At 57.4% G+C, this 26,066-nt stretch carries 25 protein-coding genes; 12 read left to right on the top strand and 13 right to left on the bottom strand.

Annotated features, from left to right (window positions below; genetic code table 11):
- The first annotated feature begins 74 nt into the window (after window positions 1-74).
- Entirely contained in the window at window positions 75-410 is a 336-nt protein-coding gene (locus tag IE095_RS06920; RefSeq protein ID WP_189410914.1) for a cupin domain-containing protein, read from the top strand.
- A gap of 65 nt (window positions 411-475) precedes the next feature.
- A complete protein-coding gene (locus tag IE095_RS06915; protein WP_189410913.1) occupies window positions 476-1,099 on the top strand; it encodes a YbjN domain-containing protein in 624 nt (207 codons plus the stop codon).
- Between the two features lie 69 nt (window positions 1,100-1,168).
- Here IE095_RS06915 and IE095_RS06910 read toward each other — a convergent pair whose 3' ends face one another.
- From IE095_RS06910 to IE095_RS06900, 3 genes are all read right to left on the bottom strand, one after another.
- On the bottom strand, window positions 1,169-2,002 hold the full coding sequence (locus tag IE095_RS06910) for a L,D-transpeptidase (protein WP_229804597.1): 834 nt from the start codon (window positions 2,000-2,002) through the stop codon (window positions 1,169-1,171).
- A 176-nt stretch (window positions 2,003-2,178) separates the two neighbouring features.
- A complete protein-coding gene (locus IE095_RS06905; RefSeq protein WP_189411232.1) occupies window positions 2,179-4,326 on the bottom strand; it encodes an esterase-like activity of phytase family protein in 2,148 nt (715 codons plus the stop codon).
- 154 nt (window positions 4,327-4,480) lie between these two features.
- Window positions 4,481-5,686, bottom strand: coding sequence for a M24 family metallopeptidase (locus tag IE095_RS06900; protein ID WP_189410911.1), 1,206 nt, complete (start codon window positions 5,684-5,686; stop codon window positions 4,481-4,483).
- A 229-nt stretch (window positions 5,687-5,915) separates the two neighbouring features.
- Here IE095_RS06900 and IE095_RS06895 point away from each other — a divergent pair, with 229 nt between their 5' ends.
- Entirely contained in the window at window positions 5,916-6,257 is a 342-nt protein-coding gene (locus IE095_RS06895) for a TFIIB-type zinc ribbon-containing protein (RefSeq protein ID WP_189410910.1), read from the top strand.
- A gap of 16 nt (window positions 6,258-6,273) precedes the next feature.
- Here the strand turns inward: IE095_RS06895 and IE095_RS06890 are convergent, their stop codons facing one another.
- Both IE095_RS06890 and IE095_RS06885 read right to left on the bottom strand, forming a co-directional pair.
- Window positions 6,274-7,173, bottom strand: coding sequence for an ornithine cyclodeaminase family protein (locus IE095_RS06890; RefSeq protein WP_189410909.1), 900 nt, complete (start codon window positions 7,171-7,173; stop codon window positions 6,274-6,276).
- Window positions 7,173-7,796, bottom strand: coding sequence for an HAD family hydrolase (locus IE095_RS06885; protein ID WP_189410908.1), 624 nt, complete (start codon window positions 7,794-7,796; stop codon window positions 7,173-7,175). Before IE095_RS06885 ends, IE095_RS06890 begins: the two co-directional genes overlap by 1 nt.
- A gap of 163 nt (window positions 7,797-7,959) precedes the next feature.
- Here IE095_RS06885 and tatA point away from each other — a divergent pair, with 163 nt between their 5' ends.
- Both tatA and IE095_RS06875 read left to right on the top strand, forming a co-directional pair.
- Window positions 7,960-8,160: a twin-arginine translocase TatA/TatE family subunit gene (tatA, locus tag IE095_RS06880; protein WP_373295400.1), complete on the top strand. Its 201-nt coding sequence runs from the start codon at window positions 7,960-7,962 to the stop codon at window positions 8,158-8,160.
- Between the two features lie 191 nt (window positions 8,161-8,351).
- Window positions 8,352-8,657 (top strand): YciI family protein, encoded by a 306-nt coding sequence (locus IE095_RS06875; RefSeq protein ID WP_229804595.1) that lies wholly within the window; start codon window positions 8,352-8,354, stop codon window positions 8,655-8,657.
- Between the two features lie 75 nt (window positions 8,658-8,732).
- On the opposite strand, the gene IE095_RS18585 is transcribed toward IE095_RS06875, so the two are convergent.
- Window positions 8,733-8,861, bottom strand: a complete 129-nt coding sequence (locus IE095_RS18585) for a hypothetical protein (protein WP_268247714.1) — start codon at window positions 8,859-8,861, stop codon at window positions 8,733-8,735.
- Between IE095_RS18585 and IE095_RS06870 the strand changes: the two genes are divergently transcribed.
- The gene (locus tag IE095_RS06870; RefSeq protein ID WP_373295399.1) at window positions 8,854-9,087 is read left to right on the top strand and encodes a twin-arginine translocase TatA/TatE family subunit; all 234 of its coding nucleotides are present in this window, start codon (window positions 8,854-8,856) and stop codon (window positions 9,085-9,087) included. The genes IE095_RS18585 and IE095_RS06870 overlap by 8 nt on opposite strands.
- Before the next feature lie 47 nt (window positions 9,088-9,134).
- On the opposite strand, the gene IE095_RS06865 is transcribed toward IE095_RS06870, so the two are convergent.
- The 3 genes from IE095_RS06865 to IE095_RS06855 all read right to left on the bottom strand — a co-directional run bounded on the left by IE095_RS06865 (window position 9,135) and on the right by IE095_RS06855 (window position 16,685).
- Complete coding sequence (locus IE095_RS06865) at window positions 9,135-13,289, bottom strand: cadherin domain-containing protein (protein WP_189410906.1); 4,155 nt, start codon at window positions 13,287-13,289, stop codon at window positions 9,135-9,137.
- 565 nt (window positions 13,290-13,854) lie between these two features.
- On the bottom strand, window positions 13,855-16,191 hold the full coding sequence (locus IE095_RS06860; RefSeq protein ID WP_189410905.1) for a calcium-binding protein: 2,337 nt from the start codon (window positions 16,189-16,191) through the stop codon (window positions 13,855-13,857).
- A gap of 290 nt (window positions 16,192-16,481) precedes the next feature.
- Window positions 16,482-16,685, bottom strand: a complete 204-nt coding sequence (locus IE095_RS06855; protein WP_189410904.1) for a hypothetical protein — start codon at window positions 16,683-16,685, stop codon at window positions 16,482-16,484.
- Between the two features lie 123 nt (window positions 16,686-16,808).
- Here IE095_RS06855 and IE095_RS06850 point away from each other — a divergent pair, with 123 nt between their 5' ends.
- A complete protein-coding gene (locus IE095_RS06850) occupies window positions 16,809-17,399 on the top strand; it encodes an SMI1/KNR4 family protein (protein ID WP_189410903.1) in 591 nt (196 codons plus the stop codon).
- Window positions 17,400-17,897: 498 nt separating this feature from the next.
- Here the strand turns inward: IE095_RS06850 and IE095_RS06845 are convergent, their stop codons facing one another.
- The gene (locus IE095_RS06845) at window positions 17,898-18,266 is read right to left on the bottom strand and encodes a hypothetical protein (protein ID WP_189410902.1); all 369 of its coding nucleotides are present in this window, start codon (window positions 18,264-18,266) and stop codon (window positions 17,898-17,900) included.
- A gap of 236 nt (window positions 18,267-18,502) precedes the next feature.
- Complete coding sequence (locus IE095_RS06840; protein WP_189410901.1) at window positions 18,503-19,309, bottom strand: DNA adenine methylase; 807 nt, start codon at window positions 19,307-19,309, stop codon at window positions 18,503-18,505.
- Window positions 19,310-20,103: 794 nt separating this feature from the next.
- Between IE095_RS06840 and IE095_RS06835 the strand changes: the two genes are divergently transcribed.
- Window positions 20,104-20,700, top strand: a complete 597-nt coding sequence (locus IE095_RS06835; protein WP_189410900.1) for a hypothetical protein — start codon at window positions 20,104-20,106, stop codon at window positions 20,698-20,700.
- Window positions 20,701-20,861: 161 nt separating this feature from the next.
- Window positions 20,862-21,842 carry a hypothetical protein gene (locus IE095_RS06830; RefSeq protein ID WP_189410899.1) on the top strand — a complete coding sequence of 327 codons (981 nt, stop codon included), beginning with the start codon at window positions 20,862-20,864 and terminating at the stop codon, window positions 21,840-21,842.
- Between the two features lie 36 nt (window positions 21,843-21,878).
- Here IE095_RS06830 and IE095_RS18580 read toward each other — a convergent pair whose 3' ends face one another.
- Entirely contained in the window at window positions 21,879-22,454 is a 576-nt protein-coding gene (locus IE095_RS18580) for a VUT family protein (RefSeq protein WP_189410898.1), read from the bottom strand.
- A 197-nt stretch (window positions 22,455-22,651) separates the two neighbouring features.
- A complete protein-coding gene (locus IE095_RS18720; protein WP_189410897.1) occupies window positions 22,652-22,939 on the bottom strand; it encodes a helix-turn-helix domain-containing protein in 288 nt (95 codons plus the stop codon).
- A gap of 20 nt (window positions 22,940-22,959) precedes the next feature.
- Between IE095_RS18720 and IE095_RS06815 the strand changes: the two genes are divergently transcribed.
- From IE095_RS06815 to IE095_RS06805, 3 genes are all read left to right on the top strand, one after another.
- On the top strand, window positions 22,960-23,718 hold the full coding sequence (locus tag IE095_RS06815; protein WP_189410896.1) for an 8-oxoguanine DNA glycosylase: 759 nt from the start codon (window positions 22,960-22,962) through the stop codon (window positions 23,716-23,718).
- 365 nt (window positions 23,719-24,083) lie between these two features.
- Complete coding sequence (locus IE095_RS06810; RefSeq protein ID WP_189410895.1) at window positions 24,084-25,274, top strand: carbohydrate kinase family protein; 1,191 nt, start codon at window positions 24,084-24,086, stop codon at window positions 25,272-25,274.
- Complete coding sequence (locus tag IE095_RS06805) at window positions 25,271-25,858, top strand: 7-cyano-7-deazaguanine synthase (RefSeq protein WP_189410894.1); 588 nt, start codon at window positions 25,271-25,273, stop codon at window positions 25,856-25,858. Before IE095_RS06810 ends, IE095_RS06805 begins: the two co-directional genes overlap by 4 nt.
- Window positions 25,859-26,066: the final 208 nt, after the last annotated feature.

Here is a 26,066-nt window from a genome sequence, read left to right as displayed (position 1 = left end):
ACCAGCGTAAAGCACGGCTTGACCGACCAAGGCACCGGTGCAAAGTCTTGGGCAACCTAACGAAAGGAAAACCGATGCTCTTGCGCGTGGCCCCCGAAGGCGTGGAACCCGACCTGGCCCGCCCCGATCCGGCCAAGGTTCTGGCAGGCGACCCCGTACACACCACTTGGAACCTTGAGGAAAGCGATGGGCTGTACTGCGGCATCTGGCAATCCACGCCGGGAAAATGGCGCGTCCACTATGACGAATGGGAGTATTTTTCTATCACCCAAGGCGTCTCGGTCGTTACCGATGCCGCCGGGGTGGAAACCACCCTGCGCGCAGGCGACAGCATGATCATCCGCCCCGGTTTTCAAGGCACATGGGAGGTGCTGGAAACGACGATCAAGGATTATGTGATCAGGTTGTAAGCGCCAGCCGTTGACCCAAGGCCCGCGCCTTGGCACCATGCGCGAAATTTTCAAGGAGATTGGTCATGCTTGCTCGGATTCTCACCATTGGCATGGGCCTTGCACTGGTGCCACTGGCCTTTGACACGGCAAAGGCCCAGACCACCGGCAGCGTTCATGGCGGCGGCACCCGCACCTCGCCCTTTGGGGCTGGCGGCAACGCGCCGGGCACGCAGCAGCCCCCGCCGGAACAAGCCCCACCCGCCCAACAGCAGACCGGCGCGCCGGCCGGGGGTGGCGGTGAAATCATCATCACCGGCGAAGACCCGCAGTTGATCACCGATCTTTTGCAGGAATGGGGCTACAAAGCCAAGCTCACCGATGATGGCGAGGGCAATCCCAAGATCGAATCCGCCATCGCAGGCGTCAACTACCAGATCTATTTTTACGGCTGCCAAAGCGGACAAGCCTGTAGTTCCATCGAATTGTCTTCCGGCTTCAATCTGGAAAACGGCATCGGGCTGGACGTGATGAACGACTGGCATTCGAAAAAGCGCTACACCCGCGCCTATCTGGACGACAATCAGGATCCTTGGCTGTCGATGGACATTAACCTTTATGGCGGCGGGATCACCTCGGCCACTTTCCAGGACAACATCTATCTTTGGGAAAGCCTCGTCAGCGACTTCAAGACCCAGATCAACTGGTAGGGTCCGGCCCATGCAAAAGCCCGCCATCCGACACGGATGGCGGGCTTTTTTAGGCCTGTCGCAGCCTGCTTATTGCATCGGCCGGTCAAAATAGGAAACAGGCTGCGTCGGCGTCTCGACCATACCCGCCGTTCCCGGCACCACCGTCGCCTCGGGCAAAGGCTGCCCCTCCAGCAAAGCCTCACGCTCAGCCTCGGCCTTCGCCAGACGCCGCTCTTCAATCGCCGCGGCGGCTTCAGGGCTATAGGGCATCATGCGCCCGTTCTCATCCTCGATCATCGGCCCTTCCAGGGCCAATGATTCCGCCGCCGAACGCACATGCACCCGCGTCCCATAGTCAGCCCGCCCGAACAGGTCGATGATGTCTTGGTTGAACAACCGGATACAACCAGCCGAGGTCGCCCGCCCAATCGACGAATTTTCCTGCGTCCCGTGGATCCGGAACATCGTGTCCCGCCCACCGCGATACAGATACAACGCCCGCGCCCCCAAGGGGTTCATCAGCCCCCCCGGCAGACCACCAGCATAGGCCGCATACAGATCCGGCCGCGACCGCACCATATTCGCCGTCGGCGTCCAGCTCGGCCATTCCTGTTTCCGCTGGATCGTCCCATCCCCCTGGAACCCCAGCCCCTCACGGCCCACCGCAATCGCATAGCGCATCGCCGTCCCGTCACCCATCACATAGTACAGACGCCGCGAATGCGTATCGACCACAATCGACCCCGCGCCCTGCGGCCCGTTCCACGGCACCAACTGGCGGCGCATATGTTCCGGCAGGTAATGCGGATCGACCTGATTGATATGGAACTCCCCATCCTGGATCGCCTCATAGCCCGGCACGGGGGGCGGCGGGCCTTCAGGCTCTTTCACGGCAGGCGCACAGGCCGCCAGGGCCAACATCAGGGGAACAGCAGCGAATCGGATAAGCAAGGAAGGCAAGACAGGCTCCGCACATTGGGCATCGGGCTGAAAGGCGCCTTTGGTGGCCCTAGGGTCAAGTAGATTCGCCCCAAACAGCATAAAATACCCCCAAGCGTTGCTGAAACGCTTGAGGGTTTGCTTCGAAAGGCCTGAAATCAGGGCTGAATGTCCACCGACCAGAACAGCGTCTCGCCCGAGTTGTCGGCCACACCGTCATTGTCCGTCACAACCCAAGCCTTGCCAGCGCCGTCCACAGCCAGTCCTTCGATCTTTTCGGCACGATAGCCTTTCAGCACATCCAGATCGGGCAGCAGATCACGCACCGTCTCTTTCGTCACCACCGGCAGCGCCCCGCCCAGTTCCGCCGGAACCATCTGTGACAGGGCGACGCGGGTGATCTTCTTGACCGCCGCTTTCCCCGCCACCTGATTGTCGCGTTCAATCAGATAGACCCAATCGCCCGCAGCCACGATCTCGGACAGCCCCACCCAAGAGCCTTCCGCCGGGGCATCCAGCGGATAATGCACCGCCCCCCAGGTTTCTTCCTTGGTGTTATAGGCCAGCAGTTTCACCATCCCCACCGGATCGTCCTTCCATTCGCGCTGCACGGCCAGCCACAGCGTATCGCCGACCACCGTGATCCCCTCAAACCCAAAGCGCACCTCGTTGCGCAGCAGGTCTTCCGGCAGGGCAATCTCCTGATCAATCGCCCCTTCGGCATCGACATGGTAAATCGCATGCGGGATCAGCCGGTCACTGCGCCCCTCGCTGGCCAGCCAGAAACCGCCCTGACCATCCAGCGCAATCCCTTCCAGATCCAGCTTTTGCGCGGCCACCCCATCGCGCGTCACCAGCATCGCCTTGGTGATCTTCGCCGGGGTTTGGCCTGCGTCGATGGTGTAAATCATCGGCGTCGCGCCATAGACGCTGTCCGACACCGCGAACAACTGGCCCGGCTCCGTCCCCGCCACCAGCCCCGACATCGCACCCCAGCCGATGCCTTGATCCGCCTCGATCATCGGATAGGCGGCCACCCCTTCCGACCGCGCATAGACCATCACATGCGCCGGGGCCAAACCGTCCTCACGCAGGTCCACCTCATTGGCGCTGACCAGCAGGTTCCGCGCCGGGATCGCCACCATCCCTTCGGGCGACACACCCGAGGGCAGAATTTGCAGCAGAACCGGGGCCGCGGGGTCCGTCACATCATAAACCCCAATGACCGAGGCGCGCTCGGACGACACAAAGACCAAGGGCTTACCGTCAAATTCGGCAATCTCGATGCTTTCCGGCTCGATCCCCTTCTTGTTCCGCGCATCCGGGTAATGGCCCAGCGCCACGATGGCCTGTTCAAAGCTGGCCCCGCTTTCATAAACCACCGTTCCGGCGACATCGAAAATGGTCCAGCCGCGCGACCCACCCTCATAGTCGCCCTCATTGGCCACCACGATCAGATCATCGCCCAGCCATTTCACCCCATCGGGCTCGCGCAAAGCCTCGGCCTTGCCGTCAAAGCGCAAGGCCCCGTCCTTTTTCGTGTCGATGCCTTCCAGCACAACCGAACCCGCGCTGAAATGGGTCGAAACCGCATTGTCCGTGCCAATCACCACGATATGGTTGTTTTCCTGCAAGGTGACGACGATTTCCCCCTTGCTGTTGATATCGACATATTCCGGCTCCGGGTCTTCGGCGCCAATCGCGGCCAGCCCGGTCAATTCGATCTTCACCAGACCGGCGCAATCCACCGCCCCGTCCTTCACCGGCAGTTTCACCACAAACCCGGCGGGCATCTGCGGGATCACCCCGTCGTTCAATTCCTCATCGCGCTCGTTCTCAATCGCCACCGCCAGAAACGAACCGTCCTTGGCTTTCGCCACCGAATCCGGCTGCCCACCCAGATCGCATTCCGCGACCGAGGCCCGGCTGGCCAGATCGACCGTCACCAGCTTGCCCGAAGGGTTCGCCTTGCTTTCCGAGGTGTTGACCCCGACAAACGCCATCCCCCCGATGATCTGCGCCGTGGTCGGCTCGCCCCCCATCGCGATATTGCCCAAGGGCTTGGGCTGCGTCGGATCCGTCAGATCAATCAACCCCACCGATTTCAGCGGGCTGTCGGTATAGATCAGCGTCATGCCATCTTCGCTGACCGAAATGATCTCGGCGGACGTCGCCCGCGCCTGATCTTCCCCCTCCGCCATGTTCAGCGGCGTGGCGATGGATGCGACACGGTTGAACACCATCTCGGCATGGGCCGGCATCGCGGCCAAAAGGGCGAGGGTCGAGGTCATAAGCTGCAAGCGCATCGTCGTCTCCTGAACGAATTTCAGGATCACCTGCGCGCTTTTGGTTTCATCGGCGTGACAGCGGCGTGACGAATGGGTGACAGCCACGGCCCCTATTCATCTTGCCAAAGATACCTCGGGGGGTCCGGGGGGCGGCTGCCCCCCGGCTTTTGCCTCAACCGACGATATTGAATCCCGGCCCATAGGGATATGTCGTGATATCCTCGGCCCCATCCTCGCCAATCACCAGAATATCATGCTCGCGATAGCCCCCCGCCCCTGGCTGGCCGTGTGGGATGGTCAGCATCGGCTCCATGCTGATCACCATTCCCGGCTCCAGCACCGTGTCGATGTCTTCCCGCAGCTCCAGCCCCGCCTCACGCCCATAGAAATGCGACAGCAGGCCAAAGGAATGCCCATAGCCAAAAGTCCGATATTGCAGCAGGTCGCGTTCGGCCAGAAACCCGTTGATCTGGGCCGTGATGTCCGAACAGGAATTGCCCGACCGAAGTAGACCCATGCCGAACTCATGCGCCGCCACATTCGCCTCCCAGATCTTCAGGCTCGCTGCGTCCACTTCGCCCACGAACAGCGTCCGTTCCAGCGCCGTGTAATAACCGCTGATCATCGGAAAGCAGTTCAGCGACAGAATATCCCCCCGTTTCAGCTTCCGCCCCGTCACCGGATTATGCGCCCCATCCGTGTTGATCCCCGACTGAAACCAGACCCAGGTGTCGCGGTATTCCGCATCGGGGAAACGTTTCGCAATCTCCGCCTCCATCGCGTCCCGCCCCGCCATCGCCACGTCAATCTCGCGGATGCCCTCGCGGATCACCTCGCGGATGGCATAGCCCCCCACATCCGCCACCGCCGCCCCCGCCTTGATCAACGCGATCTCCGCCTCGGATTTGATCATCCGCTGCTGCATCGTCGCGGGCGCAATATCCATGCCGCGCTTGGGCTTCAGAAAATGGCTGAACTTTTCGGCCTGCACCATCGTCAGATGGTCCGCCTCCACCCCCACGGCACGGCCCGTCCCCACGATCCCCGCCACAACCCGCCAGAAATTGTCGCGCGTCCAGTCGGTATAGGTCACGTTGTCCGCAAAAGACCGCCGCCAAGGCTGCCCCGCATCAATCCCCGCGCTGACCGTCACACATTCGGTGGGTGTCACCACACAGGCATAGGGCCGCCCGAACGAACAATACAGAAACCCCGAATAATAGGCGACATTGTGCATCGAGGTCAGCACGATGGCATCCAGACTGTGCATCTCCAGAATGTCGCGCAGACCGGCCAACCGGTCCTCATATTCCTCGGCCGCAAAGGGCAAGGCGGCCTTTTCGCCGTTGTGAAAGCGGTATTGTTCAGGACGGTTCATCGTCAGACCCCTCAGAAATGGGGCCACGCCGGACCCCGAAAGATCCCGGCGTGCAGGACGAAAGCGGTTTCCCGCAGGCATCGGGGTTCCCCCCTGTGGCGACGCCATCGCCACGGCTTGCCCGCAATCTGGCGGGGCGGGCGGCAAAGGGCAAGCGAAATTCCGCGCGCCCGCTTGCAGCCCCCCGCCCCAAACCCCATCTGCAACGAAACGCAATCTGGAGGATCTGATGCGCTGTCCTGTCGACAACGAAACACTGGTGATGACCGAACGCAACGGGGTCGAGATCGACTATTGCCCCAAATGCCGTGGCGTCTGGCTGGACCGGGGCGAGTTGGACAAGATCCTGGAACGCGCCGGTGGCCCCACCATCGCGCCGGTGCCCGCAGCCCCCCCCGCCCCGCCCAGTGCCCCGGTTTATCAACAGCCGCCGCAAGACCCCTATGCCCCACAACGGCGCGAAGAAGATCGCCGCCGCCGCGATTATGACGACGATGACGACCACTACCGCGGCGGCAAACCCTATAAGAAACGCCGCGAAAGCTGGCTTGGCGATATCTTTGATTTCTGACGCTTAAAGGGCGGGTTCAACCCGCCCTACCCGCCGCCCCCAGAATATACCCTGCCGTCATCAAATCCAGATGCGCCCCACCGCCGTTCTTCGCGATGGTGATTTCTGCGTCCGACGACCGCCGGTAAAGCCCCGCCGCCAGATCATAATAATCGGCCCGTACATCGCTTTCCGCAATCACCCCCCGCGCCAAGGGATCCTTCAATTCCCCGATATGCCCCAGCGTCGTCGCCCGGCTGTCCACAAACAGGCTCGCCCGCTTCAACGCCAGATCGTCCACCTCCCGCATATCCGGCCGATAGGCCCCGATCAGATCCAAATGCTGCCCCGCCTGCAACCATTCCCCCTTGATCAGGGGCGCCGTCGCCATCGTCGCCGTGCAGATCACATCCGCCGCCCTCACCCCCGCTTCCAGATCCGCCACCACCTCCGCATCCATTCCCCGCGCGCTCTCCACATTCCGCGCCCAGACACTGAACTGCGCGTCCGGAAACAGGCTCGCATAGGCCGCCCGCATCGACCGCGCCACCGTCCCCGCCCCCACCAGCAAAATCCGCCGACTGTCCCTTCGCGCCAGATGCCGCGCTGCCAGCAGACTGTCCCCCGCCGTCTTCCATTTCGTCAGCAGGTGAAAATCAATCACCGCCCGCAATTCCCCCGTCTGATCGTCATACAGCAGCGCCCCCCCGTTCACCGCAGGCAGGCCCCGCGCCCCGTTCCCCGGAAACACCGTCGCCCCCTTCACCAACTGCCCCAGCCCATCAATCCAGGCCGCCCGCACCAGCAAAGTGTCCTTCCCCCGATACAGGAACATGTCCTTGATCTCGGCCCGTGGCAGGTGATGCCCTGCCTCCAGCGCATCCATCAGCCCCGCCCAGGACAAATGCGCCTCAACCTCAGAACCGATGATCCGCATCACAAACCCGCCTCATCCCGCGAAAGCAACCCTTCCGCCACCAGCCGCCCGGCCCAGCCCTGCCAATCGCGGAACAAATGCGTCTGCCAACCCCGCGCCGCTGCCGCCGCGATGTTGTCGGCCCGGTCATCCGCGAACAACAACGCCTCGGGCGGAACCCCACAATCCGCCTCCACCGCCGCATAAATCGCCGGGTCCGGCTTTGTCAGCTTCATCCGCCCCGACACATAGGCCCGGTCAAACTCCCCCAGAAAATCATACTGCGTCTGCGCATAGGCAAAGCTGTCCGTCCCGAAATTCGTCAGCGCGAACACCGGCACCCCCTTGGCCCGCAAGGCCCGCAGCAGATGGATCGACCCTTCAATCCGCGGGCTCGCCATCTCGATCCAATGGTCAAACCACCAACGAATTTCCTCGCGCCATGCCGGATAGCGTTCTGCCCAGCCATAGATGGTTTCCCGAAACGGCCCGCCCGCATCGACCAGCTCGTTCATCCCATGAAGATCGACCGCCTGAAACATTTCTTGCCGCCGCGCCGCCCCCAGACGCCCGTCATAGAACCGCTCGGGGTTCCATTCGATCAACACATTGCCGATGTCGAAAACCACTGCCTGAACTGCCAATCCCGCCTCCTGCATTTTCCGCATTAGCGCGCCACGGCCACCGACACGCAAGCCCCCAACCGCCAATCTCCTGTCAGCAACGAAAGCCGCCCACATTCCACCAGCCCCGCGCCTTTGCTAGAAAGGCCCATCGCCGTAAGGCACGGCGCCAGGAGAGAAGATCATGCACCCGATGGGCCCCACACAACTTTTGCTGATTGCCGCCGTCGTCCTTGTCCTGTTCGGCCGGGGCAAGGTTTCGTCCATGATGGGCGAGGTCGGCAAAGGCATAAGCGCCTTCAAAAAGGGCATCAAGGAAGGCGGCGAGGAAACCCGCACCCCGGAACAGCCCGCAACCTTGGCGATCGAGAAAGAGAAAGTCTAAGGCCACCCCCGACCAGGCACCGGATGGGCTTTGACAGCAACAGTGGCTGAACAGGCCGTGCAGTCCAGCGCCGCCAAACCCGTTCGACAGTTTCAAGCCCCCAGGCGGACTATCTGCGCCCAGTGGACATTCAACCCCTTCGGTGCAACCAAGGCGGCGCAAATGACCCAAGCCAAAAGATCCGAGATCCCATGCCTCTCATCCCGCCCGGACAGAATTTGTTCGTCGTCGACCTTCACTATCTGGTGCCTCTGGATCAGGTCGAACCACAGATCAAACCGCATCTGGATTTTCTTGAAGAACATTACGCATCGGGCTGCTTTATTGCGTCGGGGGCCAAGGTTCCCCGAACCGGCGGCGTGATCATCGCCACCGCCAAAAGCCGCACGGTGCTGGAAAGCCTATTGGAAGCCGATCCCTTCAAACAACACGGTTTGGCGCAATACACCATCACCGAATTCCGGCCAGCACGGACAGCGTCACAACTGGCCAACTAAAGCCCGCGCCGGGTTCCTTGCGTCGAGACACAGACAACCTTTCCGCGCAGCCCCCAGACGCCCATCACAGAACCGCTAGGGGTTCCATTCGATCAACACATTGCCAATCTCCGGTCGGCAACGAAAGCCGCCCACATTCCGCCAGCCCCGTGCCTTTGCCAGAAAGGCCCATCGCCGCAAGCGCGCGACCAGCAGAATGATCATGCACCCGATGGGCCCCACACAACTTTTGCTGATTGCCGCCGTCGTTCTTGTCCTGTTCGGCCGGGGCAAGGTTTCGTCCATGATGGGCGAGGTCGGCATAGGCATTCGTGCCTTCAAAAAAGGTCTTCAAGAGGGCGCAAAAGCAGAAGCCCTCACCCCCACAGCCGCCCAGGTTGATCGAAAAGATCTGATACAAGAGCATCACCACGGTTCGGCCTTCACATAAAAAGGGCCGGGCAAATTGCCCGGCCCTTCGTTTCTGTGTCGCCTTCGTCAGATCATGTCGAAATGATCCGCCGTCAGCACGGTGCCCGCTTCCAGGGTCGCAATCAGCTTTTTGTCGCCCGCGCCAGAACCATCGGCATCATAGAACAGCCGCCCGGTGCTCTGCTCATAGACCAGATGATCGTTCGCATCTTGCGCCGCACTGCCAATACGGAACTCCCCAGCACCCACCGTGCCACCCAAGGCCGCAAACGTGGCCTGTGACAGATGGATCGAGTCGCGCGCACTTTGGAAGTCCGCGATGGTATCGGCATGGCCGAGGCCCATCATGTCAAAGACAAAGACATCAGCCCCGTCACCACCGACCAGACGATCCGTGCCGCCGCCGCCCGCCAGCGTGTCGGCCTCATCACCGCCACGCAGCGTGTCCTTACCGCGCCCGCCTTCCAGCAAATCGGCCCCGACCCCACCATAGATAAGATCGTCGCCATCACCGCCTTGCAGCAGATCACCACCCCGACGACCGGCCAACATATCGCCGCCTTTTTCGCCTTCCAAGCTGTCGATGCCTTTGCCACCAAACAGCGAATCGTCGCCGTCCCCGCCGATCAACTGATCGCGGCCAAGACCGCCCTTCACATTGTCATTGCCGGCCCCACCATCCAGGATTTCCCCTGCAATGGTGCCCAGAATGACGTCGCTAACCGGCCCACCCACATCCAGCGCCAAGGTTAGATCAACCTCGTTCTCGCCGTCCGACACGGTGAACAGCGCTGAATAGTCGCCTTCTGCCGGTGTCTGATAGGTCATGGCATGGAACTCGGCCTCGGTCAGCACCTGACCCACCGTGATCGCCACACCGTTCAGCAGCAAGGTGCCCGCCGACGGTCCGGTTTCCAGCGTATAGGTCAGGGTGTCACCTTCCGGATCCACCACCACGGCCTCGGGGAACAGCACAGCCGAGCGACGGCCCGTCTCCACCGTCGCCGGGGTCCAATCCGCCAGCGGATCGCCATTACCCGGCGCTTCGTTCACCGCATTCACGGTGATGGTGATTTCTTCGGAACGGCTCAGCCCGCCGCTGTCGGTCACCGTCACCTCAACCGTCACCGTGGTCGCGGCTTCGTAGTCCAACACCTGGCCGGATTTCAAACGCAGAACGAATTCGCCCTCGTCTTCCACCACCTCGAACCGGTCGTCATCCACCTCAAAGGTAAAGCTGTCGCCCGCATCCGGATCGCTGATTTCCAACGTCGTGATTTCAGCGCCATCCAAGGCTTCGTCCACCGCCGGCGTATCGTTACCAAAGGTGATGTCGGTCGGAACCTCGTTCACATCATCCACGTTGACCGTCACGGTTTCGCTGTAGGTCAGCCCACCCGCATCTTCCACGGTCACTTCGACGTCAACTGAGGTTTCGGTTTCAAAGTCCAGCGTCTCGCCCGACTTCAGCTTTAGCACATAGCTGTCGCCCTCAATCACCACTTCGAACCGGGCGTCGTCCACCGAATAGGTGAAGGTGTCGCCATCGTCCGGGTCAACCGCCGCCAGCGTGGCCACCGTCGCGCCATCGTCGTTTTCGTCAACCGAGGGCTCTTCTGGCGAGACTTCGACATCGGTCGGGGCCTCGTTCACATCATCAACCGTGATCGTGATATCTTCCGAATAGGTCTCGCCCTTGCTGTCGGTCACCGTCACTTCGACCGTCACTTCGCCTTCGGTTTCGTGGTCCAGCGTTTGGCCGTCCTTCAGCTTCAGAACATAGTCGCTGCCGTCCAGAACGACCTCGAACCGGGTATCATCAACACTATAGCTCAGCGTATCCGCCGGGTTCTGATCGACCCCCGCCAGAACCGTCACCACCGCCCCATCGTCGTTTTCGTCGATCGACGGGGTTTCGTCGTCAAACTCGATGTCGGTCGGCGCGTCGTTGATGTCCAGAACGTTGATCGTCACCTCTTGCGTCGTCTCATGACCCAGCGTGTCGGTGATCTTGACGGTCAGCACATAGCTGTCTTCCGTCAGGAAATCCAAAGCGCCGGTCAGGGTGATCTGCGCCGTGCCATCGGCAGTTTTGGTGATGGCGAACGGGCCCTCATAAGCATCGCCCATGTCGTCGACCAGTTCAAAGGTCAACTCATCGCCCATCGGCAGGTTGGAATCATCTGCCGTCACCGTCGCCACCACCGTGTCTTCGGCAGCATCTTCGTCCACTTCGATGGTTTCGGCATCGTCGTCTTCGCCATAGCCATCATCGGTGTCTTCGTCATCCTCGACGATGGAAACGACCTCCGGCCCTTCGCCGGTCACGATGACATAGGGGTCTTCGCTGACGTCGATTTCTTCGCCATTGAAGACGAATTTTTCAACGCCCGTCACCGTGTCGGTATAGACGCCATCGGTGATCGTGTAGGTGCCGTCGTTCAGGGTGATGGTGTAGTCGGCCCAATCACCCTCAAAGATCACCACATCGCCGTCGCCATCGCCGCCATCAATGACGTCGTTGCCGTTGCCATGGTCAATGGTGTCGTCACCCTCACCGCCGTTCAGCATGTCATTGCCCGCGCCGCCCGACAGTTCGTTGTCGGCCTCGTCGCCGGTGATCGTGTCGCTGTGGGCCGAGCCCATGACATTTTCCACGCCGGAATAGCTGTCGCCCTGCGCGTCGCCGCCCGACCCGACGCCCGTGCCCAGATTGACGTTCACCCCATTGCCCGAGGCAGAATAGTCGACGGTGTCAGTGCCCTCGCCACCCACCATCTCGTCCGCGCCCGACCCACCCATCAGCAGATCGTCGCCCTCGCCACCGTCTTGCAGGTCATTGCCCGACCCGCCGGTGATCGTGTCGTCGCCTTCTTCGCCGAACAGCCGATCATTGCCGCTGCCACCGTCCATCGAATCGTCGCCGCCGCGCCCGTTGGAGACGTCATTGCCGCCCCCAGTTTTCAGAACGTTCGCCGCATCATCGCCGATCACCAGATCCGCGCCATTGCCAGTGGTGACGTTCTCAATCCCTTCCAGCGTCGCATCCACGCCGTTCGTCGCCGTGCCGAATTCCAGCATGACAACCACGGTGCTGTTCGTCGCCGTGGTGTCGAATGTGTCATTCCCACCGCGCCCGTCGATGACATCCGTGCCGCCGCTCGCATAAATCACGTTGTCGTTGCCATCGCCGATGATCGTGTCATCGGCACTGCTGCCCCGCACGTTTTCGATGTTCAGAACGGTGTCAAAGCCGGTGACGTTGGAAAAGACATAGCCCGATTCCAGATCGACCAGATTGATCGTCCCGCCACCACCGCTGCTCAGTTGCAAGGTGTCGGTGCCATCGCCGCCATCAACCGTATCGTCGCCCCGCACCAGGGTGAAGGTGTCATTGCCTTCGTTGTAGTGATAGGCGTTTTCGGTGACGGTGCCTTCATCTTCGCCGCCGCTCAGATTGAACTCCACGCCAATCGCACCCGAGCCGCTCTGGCTAAAGGTGTTGCCGGTGACATCCGTGTCGTCTTCCTGGATACGCACCTGCGCGTTCACACCCGTCGTAAAGCCCGTGAAAGTGTTGCCGCTGATCACGCTGCCATCAGCGTCAATCTGCACCAGATAGTTGCCCGAAGCCCCGCCCCCGGCGGTGCCCGATACCGTGTTGTTCACAAAATCAATGTCGTCGCTGGTGCCGCCGTTCGAGCCAAGCTGCACCAAGGACCGCGCCGGATTGCCGCCGCTGGGGGCAAGGCCGTTGAAGGTCTGGCCCGAAAACGTATTCCCGTCCACGGTGATGTTGTCATTCGAACCGGTGCCATAAAGCCCGGCATCGCCCATGGCGACGACGGTGTTGCCCTCGATGGTGACGTTGTTGTGGTTGCCATTCAGATAAATGGCTGCCGAGGTGGTCCCTGGGTTCGGCCCGTCGATGCCATTGACGGTAAAGCCTTGGCCCGCATCGCCGATCCGCACATTGTTCACGTTGTTGCCAACAGTGATGGTGCCTTGCGTCGCGCCGCCTTGGCTGCCGTTGATGATGGTCGCGTCGGCCCCGCCGGTGGAAAGCAGCGTCAGGCTTTTGGTGATGTTGACGTTCTCGTTATAGGTGCCGGGCGACACAAGGATCGTGTCATTCACCGCAGCGGCCGTCACAGCGGCCTGAATGGTATGAAAGTTCGTCGCGGATACCGGGTTTTCGGTATTAACGGTAATTGTGGCCATAGCTTGTCCTTTCACGCTGGGGGCGATGCGCTTTCCAATCACGCTGCATCGCGGAAAAAATGCAGTTGCAGCAAAAATCGCTGCAACCGCGACACTCTTCTCATGACACTTCGGCTCGGATTCGATCAAATCAGTTAATCAGATATTAAGACAAAAGAAATCAGAAACACGGAGCAAATTGGGTTTTATGATGGCTGGGATTCCTCCCTAGATTGAATCAATGTAATCTGAATCAATCATTGATTTATACTTGCGCCAATTTGAGGACATTATCCACGATTCGATTTTACTAGTCACATTATCGGGTATTTTTCTGCAAGTGCATAATAACTTATTGCGCGCAGGCGGGTTACTGAAATCACCCCTGACCTGCCCCCACCTCCACGCCAACGCCGCTCGACCATGCCGGGGCGGGCGACAGATTGCGCTTTGACACCAAACCTCGCAGGACGCCCGAAGGCCTCGGACGATGGTGGAAGTAGGCGGAAGCATCATGTAAACAGGGCCTTCTGAGTCCTCTAACTCAGCCGGAAATCTGTCCAAACATTGCAGGGTATCTCACTCTTCAGAATAGGCCATTGTCCCCGAACAAGAAATTCCTTGCCGCCAGATCTTTTTCCTTCACGCCGAGGAGCAAAAGGGTCTCGTCGCCCAGCTTCAAGAAAAAGCCTGCGGATGTATCAGTCCCCTTCTCTCGTACATCGGAAAGGCTCTTCAGCCCTGGAAAGCCGACTACAGCCACCTTGTCTCCTCCGTCAGTTTGGAAGTCGACAACTCTGGCAGCGCCACCACCTTTCGAGAAAACAAAGGTGTCAGCACCAGAGCCGCCAGATAGCGTGTCGCCCCCCCCATTCCCATCCAAGATATCCGCACCTTGCCCACCAAAAAGCCTATCAGCCCCGGCACCTCCAAGCAGACGGTCTGCTCCACCACCGCCATAGAGAGTATCAGCACCCCCGTCACCCCTGAGGAGATCATTCCCTTGATCGCCAAACAGATGGTCACCGCGGGCCTTTCCGCTGATAAAATCATCCTGTGTGCCTCCCCACAGAGCGTCCGCTTCTGTTCCACCGATAAGGGAGTCGTCGCCCGCCCCACCGAAGAGGGTGGCTTGTCCTTGCGCCGCTATGAGGTTGTCGTCGGAGGCCATCCCAAAAACGATGCCTGCACCTCCGCCGAACAAGCCCAAAGGTAGCTTTTCGAAATCGGCGTCGACACTCGGTCTGTTCGCGCTCGGAGATCCACCCTCGACAAAGATCGTGACCGTCCCGCCATTTGAGAAGTTTACCACCTGTTCACGCCGACCATCGCCGTTCAGATCAACCGCATAGGTGCTGCAGATCGTTGCGCCTTCTGACAAGCTCCATGAATCGCCAGCCACACGGTTGAAGTCTGCAATTTCAGTATGCCCCTCGACGCTCGAGATGAAATGGTCGGAACCTTGCCCGCCATACATGCGGGTGAAACCACCCTCGGCATGAAGGACATCGCGGCCCGCACCGCCGAAAAGATGGTCATTCCCAGCTCTGCTGTGCAACGTGTCGTTGCCACTTTGTCCGAATAGAAAGTCGTCATTTGCCGCACCGGTGATCGTATCGCCGCCCGCCCCTCCATAAAGAAAGTTGTTCGCCAGTCCGCTGCCAACAATCGCGTCAGATGCGTCTGAACCAAAGGCAAAGCCCGCATAGCCAACGGGGTCAAACAACCTGCTAGAATAGTCCACGTCGGTGGGCGCATTCCTTAGTCTCGCAGCCACGAGCCGAATTTGCCCATCATAGATCTCGTTGCCTGCCGCATCATTGGTCTCGCCGTAGGAATAGGCGTTGAGAGCTGCAGCCAAGCTGGCTTGGTGAAGATAGTTGATCGCGCCATTGGACCAGATTGTGGCCAGGTTTGATGCCCCGGTTTGGACGCCTGGGAACCATCCGATACCGATCCCGTTCTGGGCCAGCCAGTCAAATGCTAAGGCTGTGGCCGTGACGTCTTGCCCCTCGGCGTATGGATTGAAAACCTCTGATCCCGGCGCATTCGTCTCAGTCAGGATAACATCGTCATCACCCAAAGCCGCGAGCATTTTCTTCCACTCGGCAATGATCTGAGACGGCGTTGTGGCCTCGGCCGTTTCGCGCCAACCGGCATAGAAATGTGCTGACCAGACAAGATCATCATCAAACGCCGCCCTGAACAGATCGATTGCCGACTGGTTCCCGAAAAGCTTTTCCGCCAAGATCTCACTCTGCCCGGCCCACCCAAAGAGATCGACAAGGATCTTTTCGTCAGCCTCCGGCTGGATGATCTCGGCCAGCTGCTTCATATGATTGACATACAGACCGACAAACTCGGCCTTCTCCGCTGCGCTCGCGTTGTCGCGCCGCACAATCGCGCTCATATACGTGGCAGGTTCGTTGACGAGCTCCCAGCCGTAGACGGCATCCCTTACATCGCTGTGCTCGGCCATCCAGCGCATCATCTTGGTCCAACCGGCTTTCATGTTGGCCAGAACTTCGCCTGTCAGGGCATCTCGAAGCGTCTCCGCCGTGCCCACAAGGCGCTGCGCGTCCCCTTCCTGCAGCACGAGGATCAGCTGCAGCCCTTTGGCAGCAGCCGCCTCAAGGAACGCTTCAAAGTCCTCGTGAAGGCTCCCGTCTGCGTTAAAGCTGTTCTTGTTAAAGCCGACCCGGATGCAGTTCACCGTCGGGAGAGCCGCAACAATCTTGTCGACGAAAAGCTCGGGCTTTCCGTACATACCGACTGGAATGGTTTGATGATCGCCGTGCCAGAAATAGTACTTCGGATCCGAGGCTATATTGGCATCATAGGTGCCATTTGCCTTGTCGATAGCGGCTTGGTCTTCGGCGTAAATTTGTACGTTGATGATATTCAGGTGTGAAGTTTCCGACATAGCTACCCCCATTCTCGGCCGAACGACCGTTAGGTTGGGTGACTGCCTGAGCGACCTCCGTCTTCACACTTCCGGGGCGCACTCAAGCGACTACATACAACATAAGGTTGCAACACAGGGCGGGAGGTGCAAGAGGCAGATTCATGAAAATGCGAAAAACAAGAGAAAAAAATTCTACAGCCGCTCAGCCGATTTCCGACTTATCCACAATGCCACTGTAGGGGTTTGATTGACGCCAGAACGCCCCAAAACTCGCGGAAGACAAACGGTGCAAGACCGTCATTTTTGGGTCATTCGCGATTCGTATGCCCCCACCACGCCACCCGCCCGATCAGCGTCACCTCCCCAAAATGCACCCGCTCTGTCGGGTGCCTTTTGTTGTCAGAGATCGGGAGCAGCTCTTCCTCGCCGGTGCGCTTCATGTCCGTGGCCTCTGCCAAAGCCCGCGTTGGCACTCTCTCGAAGAGGTTTGGCACGGCAAAGATGCCTTCCACCTTCTATATCCCTCTGTCGCGGACTGTGAGACCTTAAAGTTGAAGGCGCGATGCCCATTGGCCTTTGCGCCGACCCGCCAACCCAGCTAGCCTTTGCTTTGATCGGATCCTGGCAGGTGAAACATGGACCTCAGTGGCGTTACCTATATCGGGCCAGAATTGGATGGCTCAGCCAATCTGGACCATTTGCCAAGCAACTTGGGCGCGCTGCTGGAACAGATCAACGGCTTCATCCTGTATGGTGGTGCGCTTCATGTCCGTGGCCTCTGCCAAAGCCCGCGTTGGCACTCTCTCGAAGAGGTTTGGCATGGCAAAGATGCCTTCCACCTTCTATATCCCTCTGTCGCGGCCCACTGGGTGCCATTTGCCGAGGATTGCGTTGGTGACCAGTTTTTCCTCTCAGACGGAACAATCCTTCGTCTGGAGGCCGAGACCGGTGCTGTTCATGCCACCAATCTGACGCTGAAACAGTTTCTTGCAGCCGTGGAGGCCGATCCTGTTGCGACCTTGAGTGCTGAGCCGTTGATCCAGTTTCGCAAGGAAAAAGGCGATCTGCCCGAAGGGCAGCTTATTCTGGCCTACCCACCGTTTTGCGCGAAGGAATCTGCCGACGGCGTCAGCCTGACGGCCATGGACTGCACGAAAGTTCACCGGTTCCATGCGGATCTTGAGCGCCAACTGCCCCAGGATGGCAGCTTGGTGCGTGTGCTTTGACACCAAGCCTCGCAGGACGCCGGAAGGCCTCGGACGATGGTGGAAGTAGGCGGAAACATCATGTAAACAAGGCCTTTCTGGGCCATCTAGGCGAAGTGTAGCGCTCGTTTTCTAAGTCGGCAGGCCAGCTCTAGTTGGGGCAATTGGCTCACCTATGGACAGCGAACTTAGTTGTCGGAGGCTCGCGGCGCGAAACGTTTAAATATTTGAATTAATTCAATAACGATCATCTGTTCGCAGCGCGTGCCAAAGGAGGTTCGGCAAATTGAGACCTCGAACATGCAAATGGCGTCGGAAGGTGCTCCGCCATTTGCATGTTCAGCAGAAGTCTTTGTATACAAAAGGAAAGGCGTAGCTGCAGCTGCCCATCTCGATCACTCAACATACAACGGATTATCGGACTCTTTATGCCATCCGGTTGATCAGAAGCTCAGCGTGTGGGCCTCTTGAGTTGTGGCTGGCGATGGCCGACCGGTTGTGACCGACAAGCGAGTGTCGCTAAGTATGATCGTTCGCGATGATACCATCTTGGCGCATCTTCGCAACAAAAGCCGGACCATCGCCGGTCAGATGACTACCGTCGTCCCGCCTTTGACCGTCATTGGAACTCGCTGTGATCGGAAGGTCGGAGGCAGCCTTAACTCTCAATAAAATTTCACGGCCGATCCCTTGGCGCTTCCAGCGAGGATTATTTACGTCGAGGTACATCCAAGTCAACTTGAGGTAAGTATCGTAATCCTCATACAAATGAAACACCATTCCGCCGATCTTCTCGCCATTGGGCCCGAAGACCTTGGCCTCATAGGAATCATCCTCGTCTATGGCGATCTGAACGACTTCACCATTTTTGCACGTGTAAGGCTGCAACACATTGCTCCTCTTTGAATGCCGCAACCGCCAGCTTGATGGGCAAGAGAGTTCGTGTCGAGGGGTCAAAAGCCCTTTCTGACAGTTAGACGCGATAGATGGCAATGTATTTCGCTCCGGCTGCCAAGGTTTCGCAAGTATGCCCCAAAGTTGAAAAGTCCGAGTGCAGACTTTCTTGCAATTTCCGGGCAGCAGCTCAGACCTTCGTGTATTTTGCGAAGACAGCGAGCCGGGATTCAAATGCTACTGATGAGAAGCTCGCCGCGTGGCACTCTCGCGTCAAGACTGGAGTTGATCGTGTAGATCGTGTTGACCTCCTCGATCGCGGCCCAGGCGAAGATCGCGCGGATCTCGGGCACGTCATTGATCGAGAGGATAAATCGGCCTTTAAGGCTCTGCAAACACCCGCTCAGCCGCATGAAATCCGCCCGCTCGAACATCGCTTTGCCATAGTCGGTCTCGCAGCCCCAATAGGGCGGGTCGAGGTAGAAGAGGGTTTGAGGCGTGTCGTAACGGGTCAGGAAATCGCCGTAGTCCAAGCATTCAATGATGACGCCCGCCAGGCGGCTATGCAGATCCTCGAGCATCGGCTCGAGGCTGGTCAGGTTGAACCGCCCTGCCCGGCCGACCGAAACTCCAAAGTTCCGGCCGGACACCTTGCCGCCAAAGGCGCAGCGCTGAAGGTACAAGAACCGCGCGGCGCGCTCGAGGTCGGTCAGCGTTTCTGGGTCGGTGGCGACCAGACGGTTGAATTCCGCCCGGACCGTGATCTGAAACCGCAGCATGTCTAGAAAAGCGACATAGTGACGCTGCAGGATCCGGAAGAAGTTCGCGACGTCCCGACCCTTGTCGTTGATCACCTCCGCCCGCGGCTTCGCCGATCGGCGCAGGAAGATGCCGCCCATGCCGACGAAGGGCTCGGCATAGGTTTCGCAGGGAATGGCATCAATTTTGGCGCATATGCGCTTTGCAAGAGCTCGTTTGCCACCAAGCCATGGCGCGGCCGGGGAAATCGGGGAGATCGGGGTAAGTTGTGGGTGCATTTGTTCCTCGCGTGCGAATGAGGAACGTAGCAGGAACGCCGGGGGTTTGTCGTGGGAGATGGAGGGCCAAGTTTACTTTTAGGAAGTGGGTATGATGGGCGGGAGTTTGCGATACTCTGCAATAACGACTGACAAGGCATCATCAAACTCTAGTGGGGCGAAGCCAAGATGATCCTGCTCGTGCGTATAGCGCCATTCGATAAAGACATTGCGATTTATCTCCAGAATGCGCCTCAAGTCCCTTGTATAGGTTGGGGGCCACGCCGCACCTTGCTCGAGAAACCGAGGGCATGCTCGTATCAAATGTAGCTGCGTGGCCTCGCTCAGACCCTCAAAAAGTGACAGGAGATCGTGCGTCTTAATTTGCGGTTTCGTTGCACCTTCTCGAATTCGCCAAGCCTTCAGCGCGAGCTCCATCGAAAGGGCCATGAGAATTGGCTGAGCGATATGGAAACCCCAAGGAATCTCGGCATCGATGAAGATCGATTCTGGTCCGCGGACATGCCGAACAAAGTCGCGTAACTTCTCTGCAGAGGATACCATCTCCCAAGCTCGGGAGGATAATGGTGGGTTTTCTCTCATAGGAGCATGCCGTGATAGAGTGAGATTTCGATCTTGCGATCGAAGTCCTACCACAACGCCAGACGCCTTGTCTTGGCGCGCTTCCGATGCCTCAATTGTCACGTCGTTGTCGCCCTGATCCAAAGTTAGTTGTCAGCGCGTCGACAAATTTAGGGCACCGCAGGCAGCAAAACGTCTACTAGCCTAGTCTACTAGCCTAGGGGCACCTCAAGGTGATGTACGCTGTTGGCATGACTACACTTGTAGGGCCGAGCAGTACCGCCAAAGTAAAGATTGACCAGAGATCCATTCGCCGGGCAGAATGGCTGGAAATTCTAGGAGATCGTGCGATCATGGATGATGGAAGAGCTCTCGATCATGCTTGGAAATACTTCCATCTCCATGCACAGCAACGCATAACCGTGTTCAACTTCTACGTAGTGTTCTCTGGCCTCCTCATAACAGGGATCGCGAAGGCATTCGAAAATTTTCCTATGAATTCAATCACCACTGCCGCCCTAGGCCTTATTCTTGCTGGCTTGTCATTCCTCTTTTTTAAGCTGGATCAGCGGGTCTCGGATCTCATAAAGAAGGCGGAGAGAGTGATCGCCACGTACGAACCGGTTGATGCAAAACTGGTTAGCTCGACAAAAGACGCAGCGCCCAATGGCCACTGGACTTACGGCAAGGTGTTTCGGGCGATGTTTAGTGTTATGGGGGCCCTTGGCTGTATTGTTGTACTGGTGTCGTTGTATGGCCTATGTTTGAATGGGACTGGCGGCAGTGTCGAAACCGCAGAAAGAGGTTTCGAAGATTCTACGCCGCCTTAGAGTTTACCGCACCTTTGAAGTATAAGCCATGATCGCATCATACGAATTCGATAGAATGGAAGACCAGCGAGACTAACAAATTTTCTTCATCATCCCTAGTCAATGAACGGCAAAACGCTTGGCTGAGTGATCAAAAGCGGAGATTTCCAAGGGAGTTTAGCATGAAAATCAGGGCGGGCCGAAGGTCTATCAAATTGAGGAACAGGAGCATCGAGACGCCTTGCCTCATCCCTTCATACTCAAGTCGCGCGCGTCCGCCAGAGCGTCTGCAACTCTTCTTAGATAAAACCCTGAAAGAGATTTGCTCTCCAGTCCTTCTCAGCGCGTATGACTTGTATCATCGCCTTGGCCTTGACATCCCCTACGACGTGTTCTCTCACTTGGATGAAGCGCCGTCCCCGGCGGTAGTGTTAGACAGCGGGGGCTATGAAGAAATTTGGAATCAACAATGGGTTGCTGCCGACGTCATTAAGTCTGACAGTACGCGGAGTTGGTCAGAGGATTTTTACTATACTCTTCTTGCTGATTGGGACAGCAAAACTGAACTTGTAGCGGTCACCTATGATCACGAAATGCCTATGCCTGAGCAAATCGCGCGAGCACAAGGAATGGCGAAGCAGTTCCCTTGGCTTACCGTCACCATCCTTCTGAAGCCGGTTAGCAAGAAGTCTTCCCTAGACGTTGCAGCAATCGCGCCATACGCCAAGCAACTGGCCGAATTCTCAATTATTGGTGTGACTGAGAAAGAAATCGGCGCTTCAATGGGCGAACGACTGAAGTTTCTCTGCGAACTCCGAGACTGCCTTACCGCAGAGAATCTGCATATTCCTATCCATGTATTTGGAGGGTTGGAGCCCTCGATGTCTGCTCTTTACTTTATGGCTGGGGCAGACATCTTCGATGGTTTATCTTGGCTGCGCTATGCTTACACGGCAGCTGGCAGTCTGTATGATCAGAGTTATTCATCAATCGATGATCCAATGACTAAATTGGAAGACGTAATGTGGAAACGGCGGCTGGCGAATCTCATCGATCTAGACCTTCTCCGTAAATCGATGATCAAGTTAGTGGAGGGCGCGTCGATCGAGCAGGCTTTTGGGGAGCGTGGACCACGCATTCGAGCGGTATGGGACTTAATATGAACCCAGCTAGGCTTAGCTTTAACGCCGGGCTGTGCTCTAGGCACCGATGTCTGTTCTGCTGATAGCCCTTCGGCGAGTTCCTGCAAACACGATCATTGCCACAATTATTGACGCCCAAAGTTTTCCAATGATCTGTCCCGTCACGTGATCTAGAGATCCGAATGCCAGTAAAACGAAAACTACGCTGTCCGCGATAGCTGCGACTACACCGCTCACTAGGATCGCAAGGGAAAGGTTTCGCCGCGAGAGAGGCACATAAACGGTAAAATCGAGCATTTCGGAAATCATGAACGCGGCAACAGAGGCTATTACGAGATTTTGGCTCGCAGTAAGCAACGACACGCAACCACCGACCAATATTGCAGCTATTGCCCAGTTCGCGCCGAGATACCTATGAATGAGATCCCTGAGAACTAAAGCTGCTCCAATGGTCAGCACCCCGCTCGGAGCAAGTATGCCTGGTGCAACAGGAATGAGACATGGGCCATCGGGGACGCAAGTCGTGCCCACGTTCGATATCAGCCAATTTGATAGAGGAATTGTCGACGCAAACGCTACGAACAAAATCGCGCCAAAGGAGCGCGCTCCTATGTTCAGGGGACCTGGAGACATGGCGGCTAAACAAACCTCCCGGTGTGCAAAGTTCTGCTCCTGCTTGCGATCAAGACCATTCCTGGCACGTATTTGTCACTTTTCCAAGCAGATGTTTCTCTCACCCAATCCTTATGGATCTTCGACGGATTGGCTGCCGACAACATGCAGCACTGCGACCGCGGAATGGATATGGAAGGTGCATAGTAAATGCAGACCTAGTGCCCTTCTAGCAGTACTCTGCTAACGAAATCTCGCAGTTCGGGAGATGCAAATATCTTCTGCAAGATCTCGTCCAAGCCATGCTTGCGATCTTCCTCCGTCAAGTAGTCACGGATCAGGTCATGAGCTCTTCCTGTTGAAATACTTCCATTTTCTATGCGGGAGATCGCCGACTGGCTGATCCCTAGGCGAAGGGCGAGAGCGGCTTGTCCCAACCCCTCGTCTTGGCGGTGTCTTTTAATGCGAGCACCAATGGTGCTCACTCTTTTCTTGCCATTCTGCATACTTTATGCATACTTTATGCATGTTCGATGCGAAAGAGAAAAATTCCGACGTCTTGTCGCCTGCTATGGTGAAGGTTGGGGGGGCTCACATACTTCCCGGCATCCCCTTCGGTACTGTGGATCAGTTTTTCACGCCCGCTTACTGGCAGATGCGATGCACCGAAGGTGAAGCCACCGGTCATGGCTACTTCACTGATAGCTGTGGCAGTCTTCTTGAGGAAATCGGCTTCTGCATCCTGGGCGGATTTGGAATAACTATGGAAGTGAATGCCGCAGCGTTTCAGCTGCTGCGAGAAAATGGTGTCTTCGATAGTTCCGAGCGCATTTCTAAGGAACACCTTCGTGATTTGTTGAGCGGACCCATTCTTGTTCAAGGGCATGAACGTCGCTATCGTTTCCCAAACCAGAAGGCTGTTCGCTTGTCGGCGTCACTTGAGCAACTTTCTTCGACCAAGTTTGATGATCTGTCTGACTTAGATTTCCGTGATAAGATTTCGCGCCTTCCTGGGATTGGCCCAAAAACAGCAAGTTGGATCACCCGCAATTGGAGGAGATCGAACGAGGTGGCCATCCTCGACATTCATATCCTCCGCGCCTGCTGGTACATGGGCCTGTTTGAATTTGGAATCAGTCTACCGCGCGACTATGCACGCCTGGAACAGCGGTTTCTTGAGTTCTCGTCTGCTCTGGGCAACCCTCCGTCTGTTTTGGATGCAATCATGTGGGACGACATGCGCGCTGGAGGATCGAGACTGGTCAGATCACACGTGCCGCGCTAAACTCGGCTCATGCACGTATGCAGGAGATGTGTGATGGGTGGGAGCAACTATCCCGTAATCAGCGACGATGATCGCGATCCGCGATCAAACGGCGCCAAGTGCAAGATTGTGTTTGAAGCTAAGATTTTCGGTCCCGTTCCTGACCTAGTAGCTCAACTTACCACAGGGGATCACCTCAGGCTGCACTACAATCAAGGTCCGCCGCCACGGATTGAACTTCGTAACAATGAGAACGAGCAGGTCGGGTCATTGGTCGGGAAAAAAGTGCTGGTTCAAGTCATTGAATGCATGCTGAACGGAGTTGCATATGTTGCAGAGGTGCTGACTATATCCGGGTCGACTATCACTATCCAAGTTAGGAACGCATGAAAACCCTTGATGTGGCGGGCGGTCTGTACGGAGAAAATTGCCGTTTTCCCAAGGTTGAGGAGATACTTGGCTCCGGCGGCCGAGCGGCGATTGCCCTTGCTGATGCCGGACAAGAAATTCGTTGGCACTACTATTGCCCGCCTCATCTACAGCAAGAGGCGCGAACCATAATGGCCACACCTCGGATTACGCACTTTGCTTATAGCAGCAACGACCAAATCCATTTTTCCTACATGCACCCACTTTCTCGGCCTATCTATAGCCCCGGCAAAATTTCGATTTCTCCGCCCATTACAATCAATGCGGCGTTTGTGCTCCGCTTTGGAATGATGGAGGGAGACGCAATCGTCACGGCAAATTCCTGCGTGTATGACCCGCAAAGCTTAGACCCTATTCCATTTGAAGCCAACGGATCCCACGCAGATCGGCTCGCTGTCGTCCTAAATCAAGAGGAAGTGCTGAGTTATTCTCGAGCGCCTGACGAAGAGCAAGCGGTCAAACGAATCGCTGCTCGCTCCAATGTTTCGGTCATTCTCGTCAAGTCAGGTGCCGACGGCTGTCGAGTTTACGAGAATGGCAAATTAACGGCTACTGTTCCGGCCTATCGTTCGGATCGAGTTTATAAGATCGGCACCGGAGACATATTTACAGCCGCTTTTTCGGGCGCCTGGCTTTGTGACGGTCGCCGCCCCGCCGATGCGGCAGATCATGCGTCTCGCTGTGTGTCCCGATATGCGGAAACTCGGCACGTGAGCACCTCGGAAACCTCGTCTCAAGGGAACTTCTTACCTGCGCCAATCGGCACCACAGGCGCTGTGCTCGTATTGGGATCGACGTCGTCGATGCCATGTGCTTGGTTGTTTCATGAGGCAAGAGATGCTCTTCGCCGGATGGGCGTAACTATCTCGCCAAGAACGGGGACTTCCTCTATGGAACGCGGTGATCCGTTCGTATCAACTGCGAGCAAAGCCTCGATTTCTCCAACAGCGGTTTTGGCGCTTCTCGATCAATTGGATACGGCTACCATGCTTTGGATATTTGACGCATTTCGATCGAAATTGCCCATCGTTGGATATTCGCAAGGATCTCCTAGCATAGCGCATTCGCTATCGACGTTTCCCGAAATGGAAATCTGCGACGACTTCTCAACAGCAATTTATCACGTAGCGTGGGCAGCTAGATCATGAAAGTACTCTTGTTTTCTGGTGGAGTGGAGTCAACAGCTCTGGCTTGGAGTTATCGACCTGATCGTCTAGCATTTGTTGATTACGGCCAGATTCCAGCAGCCGGAGAACGACGATCTGCTGTCTTTCTTGCCGACAGGCTTGGGTTGCCATTAGACCAGATAGCCGCCGACATATCTGCGCTTGGCGCTGGTGACATGGTGGCTCGGGCAGCTGCTAGCCATTCGAAGGTCGCCGAGGCATGGCCTTTTCGCAATCAATTTCTCATAACCTTGGCAGCGATGCGTTACGCAGGAAATGATCTCGAAGAGATAATGATCGGCACTGTCGCAACGGATGCAGTTCATGCAGACGGAACACCGACCTTCCTTTCCCGCATTCAAGACCTTCTTCAGTGTGAACTTCCATCACTTCAAGTTACTGCGCCCGCTATAGCCATAGACACACTTACGTTGGTAAAGCAGAGCAGCGTGCCTCGAGATCTCCTCGGTTGGACGTTTTCCTGTCACCGCGCGACAGTGGCATGTGGAAATTGCAGAGGCTGCAACAAAACCATTCAACTATTTTCGGAACTTCCGAACGAATAATCTGAGTTTTTTAGACTTTCGTTGCCAACTCTTTAAGAGTCAATGCTGATCAAGAGTACATTTTTCGCTTTGAGGGGCAGGGCTCACTCTCTATTCGTATGCCCCCACCACGCCACCCGCCCGATCAGCGTCACCTCCCCAAAATGCACCCGCTCTGTCGGGTGCCTTTTGTTGTCAGAGATCGGGAGCAGCTCTTCCTCGCCGGTGC

Origin of the sequence: Neogemmobacter tilapiae (genome assembly GCF_014652215.1) — a bacterium.
Taxonomy (GTDB): Bacteria; Pseudomonadota; Alphaproteobacteria; order Rhodobacterales; family Rhodobacteraceae; genus Neogemmobacter; species Neogemmobacter tilapiae.
This window is presented reverse-complemented; position numbering and strand designations above follow the sequence as displayed.

Bases quoted from the DNA above. Each gene is read 5' to 3' on its own strand.
- IE095_RS06920 (WP_189410914.1), top strand. From the start codon at position 75: ATGCTCTTGCGCGTGGCCCCCGAAGGCGTGGAACCCGACCTGGCCCGC.
- IE095_RS06915 (WP_189410913.1), top strand. From the start codon at position 476: ATGCTTGCTCGGATTCTCACCATTGGCATGGGCCTTGCACTGGTGCCA.
- IE095_RS06910 (WP_229804597.1), bottom strand. From the start codon at position 2,002: ATGTTGGCCCTGGCGGCCTGTGCGCCTGCCGTGAAAGAGCCTGAAGGC.
- IE095_RS06905 (WP_189411232.1), bottom strand. From the start codon at position 4,326: ATGCGCTTGCAGCTTATGACCTCGACCCTCGCCCTTTTGGCCGCGATG.
- IE095_RS06900 (WP_189410911.1), bottom strand. From the start codon at position 5,686: ATGAACCGTCCTGAACAATACCGCTTTCACAACGGCGAAAAGGCCGCC.
- IE095_RS06895 (WP_189410910.1), top strand. From the start codon at position 5,916: ATGCGCTGTCCTGTCGACAACGAAACACTGGTGATGACCGAACGCAAC.
- IE095_RS06890 (WP_189410909.1), bottom strand. From the start codon at position 7,173: ATGCGGATCATCGGTTCTGAGGTTGAGGCGCATTTGTCCTGGGCGGGG.
- tatA (WP_373295400.1), top strand. From the start codon at position 7,960: ATGCACCCGATGGGCCCCACACAACTTTTGCTGATTGCCGCCGTCGTC.
- IE095_RS06875 (WP_229804595.1), top strand. From the start codon at position 8,352: ATGCCTCTCATCCCGCCCGGACAGAATTTGTTCGTCGTCGACCTTCAC.
- IE095_RS06870 (WP_373295399.1), top strand. From the start codon at position 8,854: ATGATCATGCACCCGATGGGCCCCACACAACTTTTGCTGATTGCCGCC.
- IE095_RS18585 (WP_268247714.1), bottom strand. From the start codon at position 8,861: ATGATCATTCTGCTGGTCGCGCGCTTGCGGCGATGGGCCTTTCTGGCA.
- IE095_RS06865 (WP_189410906.1), bottom strand. From the start codon at position 13,289: ATGGCCACAATTACCGTTAATACCGAAAACCCGGTATCCGCGACGAAC.
- IE095_RS06860 (WP_189410905.1), bottom strand. From the start codon at position 16,191: ATGTCGGAAACTTCACACCTGAATATCATCAACGTACAAATTTACGCC.
- IE095_RS06850 (WP_189410903.1), top strand. From the start codon at position 16,809: ATGGACCTCAGTGGCGTTACCTATATCGGGCCAGAATTGGATGGCTCA.
- IE095_RS06840 (WP_189410901.1), bottom strand. From the start codon at position 19,309: ATGCACCCACAACTTACCCCGATCTCCCCGATTTCCCCGGCCGCGCCA.
- IE095_RS06830 (WP_189410899.1), top strand. From the start codon at position 20,862: ATGAAAATCAGGGCGGGCCGAAGGTCTATCAAATTGAGGAACAGGAGC.
- IE095_RS18580 (WP_189410898.1), bottom strand. From the start codon at position 22,454: ATGTCTCCAGGTCCCCTGAACATAGGAGCGCGCTCCTTTGGCGCGATT.
- IE095_RS18720 (WP_189410897.1), bottom strand. From the start codon at position 22,939: ATGCAGAATGGCAAGAAAAGAGTGAGCACCATTGGTGCTCGCATTAAA.
- IE095_RS06815 (WP_189410896.1), top strand. From the start codon at position 22,960: ATGTTCGATGCGAAAGAGAAAAATTCCGACGTCTTGTCGCCTGCTATG.
- IE095_RS06810 (WP_189410895.1), top strand. From the start codon at position 24,084: ATGAAAACCCTTGATGTGGCGGGCGGTCTGTACGGAGAAAATTGCCGT.
- IE095_RS06805 (WP_189410894.1), top strand. From the start codon at position 25,271: ATGAAAGTACTCTTGTTTTCTGGTGGAGTGGAGTCAACAGCTCTGGCT.